Annotated in this window: 10 protein-coding genes; 2 read left to right on the forward strand and 8 right to left on the reverse strand. The window is 26.7% G+C overall.

Going from position 1 to position 6,962, the window contains the following annotated elements; translation table 11 throughout:
• The first annotated feature begins 34 nt into the window (after window positions 1-34).
• The gene (locus AABJ49_RS05410) at window positions 35-427 is read left to right on the forward strand and encodes a hotdog domain-containing protein (RefSeq protein ID WP_338376739.1); all 393 of its coding nucleotides are present in this window, start codon (window positions 35-37) and stop codon (window positions 425-427) included.
• A gap of 4 nt (window positions 428-431) precedes the next feature.
• On the opposite strand, the gene AABJ49_RS05415 is transcribed toward AABJ49_RS05410, so the two are convergent.
• Window positions 432-1,475 carry a T9SS type A sorting domain-containing protein gene (locus AABJ49_RS05415; RefSeq protein ID WP_338376740.1) on the reverse strand — a complete coding sequence of 348 codons (1,044 nt, stop codon included), beginning with the start codon at window positions 1,473-1,475 and terminating at the stop codon, window positions 432-434.
• A gap of 156 nt (window positions 1,476-1,631) precedes the next feature.
• Between AABJ49_RS05415 and AABJ49_RS05420 the strand changes: the two genes are divergently transcribed.
• A complete protein-coding gene (locus AABJ49_RS05420; protein ID WP_338376743.1) occupies window positions 1,632-2,303 on the forward strand; it encodes a DUF2461 domain-containing protein in 672 nt (223 codons plus the stop codon).
• Here AABJ49_RS05420 and AABJ49_RS05425 read toward each other — a convergent pair.
• From AABJ49_RS05425 to AABJ49_RS05455, 7 genes are all read right to left on the reverse strand, one after another.
• Window positions 2,280-2,690 carry a glyoxalase gene (locus AABJ49_RS05425; RefSeq protein WP_338376746.1) on the reverse strand — a complete coding sequence of 137 codons (411 nt, stop codon included), beginning with the start codon at window positions 2,688-2,690 and terminating at the stop codon, window positions 2,280-2,282. The two genes, AABJ49_RS05420 and AABJ49_RS05425, sit on opposite strands and share 24 nt — an antisense overlap.
• A gap of 82 nt (window positions 2,691-2,772) precedes the next feature.
• Entirely contained in the window at window positions 2,773-4,059 is a 1,287-nt protein-coding gene (locus AABJ49_RS05430) for an OmpA family protein (RefSeq protein ID WP_338376748.1), read from the reverse strand.
• A gap of 138 nt (window positions 4,060-4,197) precedes the next feature.
• Window positions 4,198-4,989 (reverse strand): mechanosensitive ion channel domain-containing protein, encoded by a 792-nt coding sequence (locus AABJ49_RS05435; protein ID WP_338376750.1) that lies wholly within the window; start codon window positions 4,987-4,989, stop codon window positions 4,198-4,200.
• Between the two features lie 195 nt (window positions 4,990-5,184).
• A complete protein-coding gene (locus AABJ49_RS05440; RefSeq protein WP_338376752.1) occupies window positions 5,185-5,433 on the reverse strand; it encodes a hypothetical protein in 249 nt (82 codons plus the stop codon).
• Complete coding sequence (locus tag AABJ49_RS05445) at window positions 5,420-5,710, reverse strand: DUF3817 domain-containing protein (RefSeq protein WP_338376754.1); 291 nt, start codon at window positions 5,708-5,710, stop codon at window positions 5,420-5,422. Before AABJ49_RS05445 ends, AABJ49_RS05440 begins: the two co-directional genes overlap by 14 nt.
• Window positions 5,707-6,315, reverse strand: coding sequence for a VTT domain-containing protein (locus AABJ49_RS05450; protein ID WP_338376756.1), 609 nt, complete (start codon window positions 6,313-6,315; stop codon window positions 5,707-5,709). Before AABJ49_RS05450 ends, AABJ49_RS05445 begins: the two co-directional genes overlap by 4 nt.
• Before the next feature lie 127 nt (window positions 6,316-6,442).
• A complete protein-coding gene (locus AABJ49_RS05455; RefSeq protein ID WP_338376758.1) occupies window positions 6,443-6,811 on the reverse strand; it encodes a hypothetical protein in 369 nt (122 codons plus the stop codon).
• Window positions 6,812-6,962: the final 151 nt, after the last annotated feature.

Below are 6,962 nucleotides of genomic sequence, written 5' to 3' on the forward strand. Positions count from 1 at the left end.
TGTAAATTTACCTGCTTAACCAATATACCTCATAATGAAATTTCACACAAGAAAATGGGTAAAACCCGAAGATTTAAACGCAAATGGTTCTCTTTTTGGAGGAAAATTATTATCATGGATAGATGAAGAAGCTGCTTTGTATACAATCATTCAATTTGAAAATAACAAAGTTGTAACCAAATATATGAGTGAAATCAACTTTATGAGTTCAGCCAAACAAGGTGATATTGTTGAAATTGGTATGGAAGTTGTAAAATTTGGAAACTCATCTCTTGTCTTAAAGTGTGAAGTTCGAAATAAAATGACGCATGAAACAATTATTACAATTGACAACATAACTATGGTTAACTTAGGAGAAGATGGCAAGCCAAAAGCTCATGGAAAAACAGAGGTTGAATATGTTGTAAATAGATTAAGAGATAGATAAGGAATTAATTTTTAATGATCTTGGTGTTTGTTCCATCAATATTTAAGATATATGTTCCGTTATTTAATTGTGTTGCATCAATTAATTCATTAGAAATAGATATATTTTGCACTAAATTACCTTTAAGATCATATATTTTAGCATTTTCAATTTGTAATTCACTTTTAATTTCAAACAATCCATTTGAAGGGTTAGGATAAATACTAATCTCTTTTTTTGATTGTGATGCAATATTATTGTTAGATAAAAGAGTATTATTAAGTGTATTTAAGGCAACTTTAGAAATTTTTCCAGATACAGTTTGGATAAAAAATAAATAATTATTTACAATTGTAATTCCGTTTGGCCATGAACTTGGAGGTAATTGAATGCTACTATTTAGTTGAAAACCTGGATTTGAATAATAAGAAATTGTATTTCCAGAGCTTTCACAAATAAATAAATTTTCATTATTCAAAACAATTCCAGAGGCATAATTAAGACCACTTAAAATTGTTGTTACATCATTTCCATTACAGTTATATTTATACAAAGCATTGGCCGTATTTGAAGTAAAAAATAATTCATTATTATAAACTGAAAAAAAGTTGGGTTTATAATTACTTAAAATATCTGTTTGTATATTTGTATTCAAGTCAATTTTTGTAATTTTTTCAGCTGCATATTGACCAATATATAAATCATTGTTTATTTGAGCCATTGGGCCAGCAATCATAGCTAAAACAATTGGTTGAACATTTTGAGAATTTAGATCAATAGTATATGTTTTATATGGACTTTCAACACCTACAAATAAAATATTATTTTTTGTGTAAATAAAATTTGGGTTTTCATTAAATTGATAAACAACTTCTATAGTTGGTGTAGTAGATGTATAATCAAATTTGTAAACTTTTTTATGACTATAAGCTGTAAAATAAATGTAGTTATCTTTGTGAACAAGATTTGTGATTCCTGCAGAATTAAAATTAGTTATAACATCTTCAACTTGACCATAAGAGAATTTTGTCATAACTAAAAGCACTAATAGAAATAATTTGTTTTTCATAAATAGGTTTCTTTTTAATTTGGGATTAAAATTTCGACTAAAGGTTCGTTTTTCTCGATAAAAAGTAAATATAGATCTATTTTCAAATAATTTGTTAAAAAATATCAGTTACCATAAAAAAATGCGGTAAAACCGTAAAAATTATATAAATATATTATGAAATCATTATCAAAAAGTATTTTAGACTATTTAATTGATCTAAAACAAAATAATAATCGCGAATGGTTTACAGAAAATAAATCTAGATTTGAAAAAGAACAAAAAGAGATAAAATCATTTTTTAATGGTGTGAAAAATGAATTAAATAAAATTGATAATATAGAAAAACTACAAATCTTTAGAATATATCGAGATGTTCGTTTTTCAAAAGATAAAACTCCATATAAAACACACTTTAGTGCTGGTTATGTAAGACAAAAACCATTTTTAAGAGGAGGTTATTATTTGCATATTGAAAATAATGCTTCTTTTGTTGGTGGTGGATTTTGGGAACCTAATAAGGATGATTTATTGAGAATTAGAAAAGAATTGGCAATTGATGCTTCTGAGCTTAGAGATATTGTTGAATCTGCTGATTTTAAAAAATATTTTGGCATTTTGGAAGGAGAAGAACTAAAAACAGCTCCAAGAGATTTTGATAAGAATCATCCTAATATAGATTTAATCAGAAAAAAACAATACTTGGTTACTAGAAGGTTTACAAACAAAGAAGTACTTTCTCCTAATTTTGAAGAAGAAGTTGTAGCAACATTCAAAGCTATGCGACCTTTTTTTAATTATATGAGTGATGTTTTATCTACAGATTTAAACGGCATTTCGCTCTATTAATTCAAATAGTTGAATTTGACTTTTAATTCTTTCTATCAATAAATTCATCATTCTCTTATTTAAGTTTGATGAATTTAGAATATATTCATTATATTCTGAAACTGTAAACATTCCTATCACAATTCCTTTTAATGAATTTCTAAATTTAATATCTCTTTGGATAGTATTTTCTATGTAGTTCATTTTCTTATCTGGAGAAAGAGTAAAAAACACACCTTTTTGTTTAATGGCATAATTTCTAAATACCTCAATAAACAAGTCATTTTGAAGTTTTAAAATAGGACGTAAGGTTTCATTTTGAAATTTTTCTTCTGAAGAAGAGTCTTTGGTAACTAAACCAATGGTTGTTCCTTTAAGAGCTGAAAGTAATTCATCACGCGTTTCCATGTTTTTTCTTTTAAAGGTAAAAAAAAAATAGCCTCTAATTTCTTAGAGACTATTTAAGTTATTAAAAACTAATTGTTTATAATTATTTGATTTTGAAAGTAACTTTTCTAACTAAAGAAAGATTAGCTGAACCTTCACCTAAACTATCTTCTCCTTGAGGAACAATAGTTAATCTAGAACCAGCAATTCCGGCTTTTTCTACGATAGATTTAACTCTTTCAGCTCTTTTTGCAGAAAGTTGTTGGTTATATTCATTTGAACCTCTTGTGTCTGCTGTACCTATAATGTCAGCAGTTGCACTTGGATTATCTTTTAAATAATTGATTACAAAATATAAATCATTTGTAGAAGATGATTTTGGATCGAATGAATCTGTATCAAAGAAAATATTTACATACCCTTGATTAATTAATTCTAATGGAGATTTTCCACTTCTTCCTCCGGCAACACCACTAGTTCCGTTTGAAGTTGCTATAGCTTCTTTAGTTTTTGTTTCAACATATCTTTCTAATTCATCAGGAACACCATTATTGTTTAAATCAATTGCTCTACCTTTTGAATCAACTGCAACACCATTTGTAGTATTGTTTTCAACATCTAAATAATCAGGAACACCATCTCTATCCGTATCATTCATCATTGTTTCCATTTCAGCAATTCTGTCTTCTAACTCAGCTTGTCTTTCGTCTTGCATTTCATAAGCCCAATCAGCATGCATATCATTACTACCTAAGTAAATTGATAGACCAAGAGTTGCGTTATATAAAGTTCCGTTGAAACCTCTGTTATCTGGAACATTTCCAAAACCTGAAGTTCCATCAAATGTATAATGTTGCCTAATATTATTAATCATAGTAAAGTCAGCATTCAAAGCAACTTTTTCACTTAACTTATATTGTCCAGTTAAACCAATTAATACATTAGTCATATTATCTTCACCATCAAATCCATCAGAAGTCATAAAAGAATAACCAAGACCACCATGTGCTTGAATATTAAAACTTTGAGTGAATTCTTCAAAATTCAATGCTCGACCAATGTTTAAAACACCTTGAATATTTGCTCTATAATATTGAGATTTGAATTCAGGTACATCTGTAGGGTTTTCAAAACTGTCATAACCAAAATCTACTTTCATACCAAATTTAGGGTTGAACATATATCTTGCACCTAAATCTACGTGGAAAAAAGATAAGTCTTTAACATAATATCCTGGCATAAATGGTGTTGTAGGTCTAGATAAACCACCATTTAAATCAATCGACCATTTGTTATACACGTCTGACTGCATTTGACCACTTACTTCTTCTTCTTGAGCTATTGTACTAGTAAATACAAATAGTGACAATAATAGTAATAATTTTTTCATGAATTTGTTTATTGTTTATGTAACCTTGCAAAAGTATTAAAATAATTATTAACAAATACGCTTTTTTTATAAAAAAAACATTTTTACAATAATTCTTGATAAGAAATAACTTAATAATTGATTAAAAAATAAAAAAAACTATTTCTTTATTATAGAGTTAAATTCTAAAATTTCTAAATCAAAATATTTTACTGAAGACACTGTATAATCTATGATATCAGCAATTATATGCTCATAATTTTCCCAAACTTTATCTTTTGAAAAACAATAAATTTCCAGTGGAATTCCAAGTTCGGAAGGTTGAAGATAACGAACCATTAGTAACATTTCTTGATTAATTCCAGGATGATTTTCAATATATTGTTGGATAAACTTTCTAAACAAACCTAAATTTGTTAGGTTTCGGCCATTTAAAATTACTGATTTATCAATCGAATTATTTGTGTTATATTTTTGAATATCAGTCTGTCTGTGTTGAATATATGGTTTTAATAAAGTTAATTTTTCAAATTTCGGCAATTCATCGTCATTTATGAATCTCACAGAACTAGGTTTGATTAATATACTTCGTTTAAATCGTCTTCCATCAGATTTTTGCATTCCTCTCCAATTTCTAAAACTATCCGAAATTAAGCTGTAAGTTGGAATTGTGGTGGTTGTATTATCAAAATTTCGAACCTTAACTGTTGCAAGGTTAATTTCAATAACATCACCATCTGCTCCAAATTTTTCCATGGTAATCCAATCACCAATTCGAACCATATCGTTTACAGAAACTTGAATACTAGCAACAAATCCTAATATAGTGTCTTTAAATATTAAAAAGATTAAGGCTGAAATAGCTCCAAATGTAGTGAGCAAAGTTTTAACATTAGTGTCAAACATTATTAGTACAAATGAAGTAACACCAAATATCCAAAGAACAATCATAATTACTTGAATGTAACTATCAATTGGTTTATCACTAAATCTAGGTTTATGCTTTAGATAATCTTTTAAAGAGTTGAAAACACTTCGAATTATCCATAATGATAAAACGATGATGTAAATTTTTATACCTTTTGAAAAAAACTCTTCCCAATAGACAAAATCCTTTAATATAATAGGAACCGTTTTATAGACATACTATAAAGGTATAAGATGTGCAATGTATTTAGCAGTTTTGTTAGCGACTAAAAAATCATCAAAAGTAGATTTTGTTCGTGTTGCTATAATAGCCAAAGCGATTATTAGTATTTTTTTGAAAATATAATCTAATACTAAAGCAATTGTAATTAGTATAGCTATATTAACAAGTAAGCTTATATATAACGATAAGGTATCATTTACATCAAAATTTTTGAGTAATTCATAAGACCAGTTATACACTTTCATGTCTTAAATACTTTTTTTCAATGTAAAATGTTCCAAATGGAATTAAAGAGGCTAAACAAACAAAAAAGAAATCTTTTATATTCCAATTTTGTTGTTTTTTTATCAAAAACGCTAAAATTAAATAGCCAATAAATAAAACTCCATGAGCCATTCCTAAAGGAAACAATATAATTTTATATAATTCAAAGTCTATTTTCTTAGTAATAAACATATTGGCAAATAATAAAAGATAAGAAATACCTTCTAAAATAGCAGTAATTTTGAATAATTTTATCATGATAAAGCAGAATAAATGACATAACCATATATTACAAATCTAAATACACGGAATAAGGCAAATAAGAAAAAGTGTTTTCGAGAGAAATTAATCATTCCAGCAGCCAAACAAGCCATTGCGAATGGTAAAGGCAATAAAGCTCCAACTATAATTAAAAATCCACCCCATTTTTGCATGTTAATAATATGTTTGGTCATTTTTCCATACATATACCTATTGATGGATGGAATTGCAGCTAACGTTCTTCCTAAGAAATAAGCTATAACTCCACCTAAGTAAGATAAAATAGCTAATAATGAAAGATAGAGTAGAGGTGATTCTGTATTTTTTGTCCAAGCAATAAAAATATCTGGAGGAATTAATCCTAAAATACTTTCGGAAAGTAAAAATATTGAAAATATGAAAAAATCACTAAAATTTTTAGTAGCATAAACCATCGCATCATTCAGATTAATAACTTTTTCGTTTACATAAAACAAAACTGCAACTAATAACACTGTTGGAATAATTGCTTTTTTGATTCCTTGTAAGATAAACGAATAAAAACCAGTATATTTATAATACTGATGTAATAATTGAAAACGTGATTTTTTCGTGCTAGACATTTTAACTTTATTATGTTTTTTATTCTTATGCAAAATTAAAGAGAAAATAAATGAATTTACGTTAAGATATATATAAAAAAATCGGCAATTAAACCGATTTATATTATGTAAAATAGAAATTTAGAATTTACATTGCTATAAAAGCTTTGTTGTATTCTCTCAAATCTAATAAGTTGTTTTTCTTTGAACAATCAACTAATAAAGATAAGAAGTAATTAAAACTTTCCAAATTGTTTTCTGATGAGTATACAGAAGTTTCTTCATCAGATTCTTCATCAATTGGATCATCGTTTGGAATTTCAATTAAAAACGCATCGTTTTCTTCTAAATGTTCATAAGATAATCGTAATGCTTTAGTTAGAACTGGATTATTTTGTTCCATAGTAATTTCTCTAACTTTTTTTAAGTCTTCAATTATAGAAGAGAAATCATATTTTTTAGATGAAATTTCCTTCTGAATTTTCTCGATAAGTTGTATGGCTTGTTTGTTTTGCATAGTAAATTTATAAAGTACAAAACTAATCTTTATCTATATTAGAAACAAACGTTTTTTTATGTATTTTAATATTATTATATTTGACTTATAATATACATTATGTAAAATAAGAAGTACTGTAAATAATGTTCATATTATAAATATTATACTC

Source organism: uncultured Flavobacterium sp. (assembly GCF_963922255.1).
In the GTDB taxonomy this organism is placed as follows: Bacteria; Bacteroidota; Bacteroidia; order Flavobacteriales; family Flavobacteriaceae; genus Flavobacterium.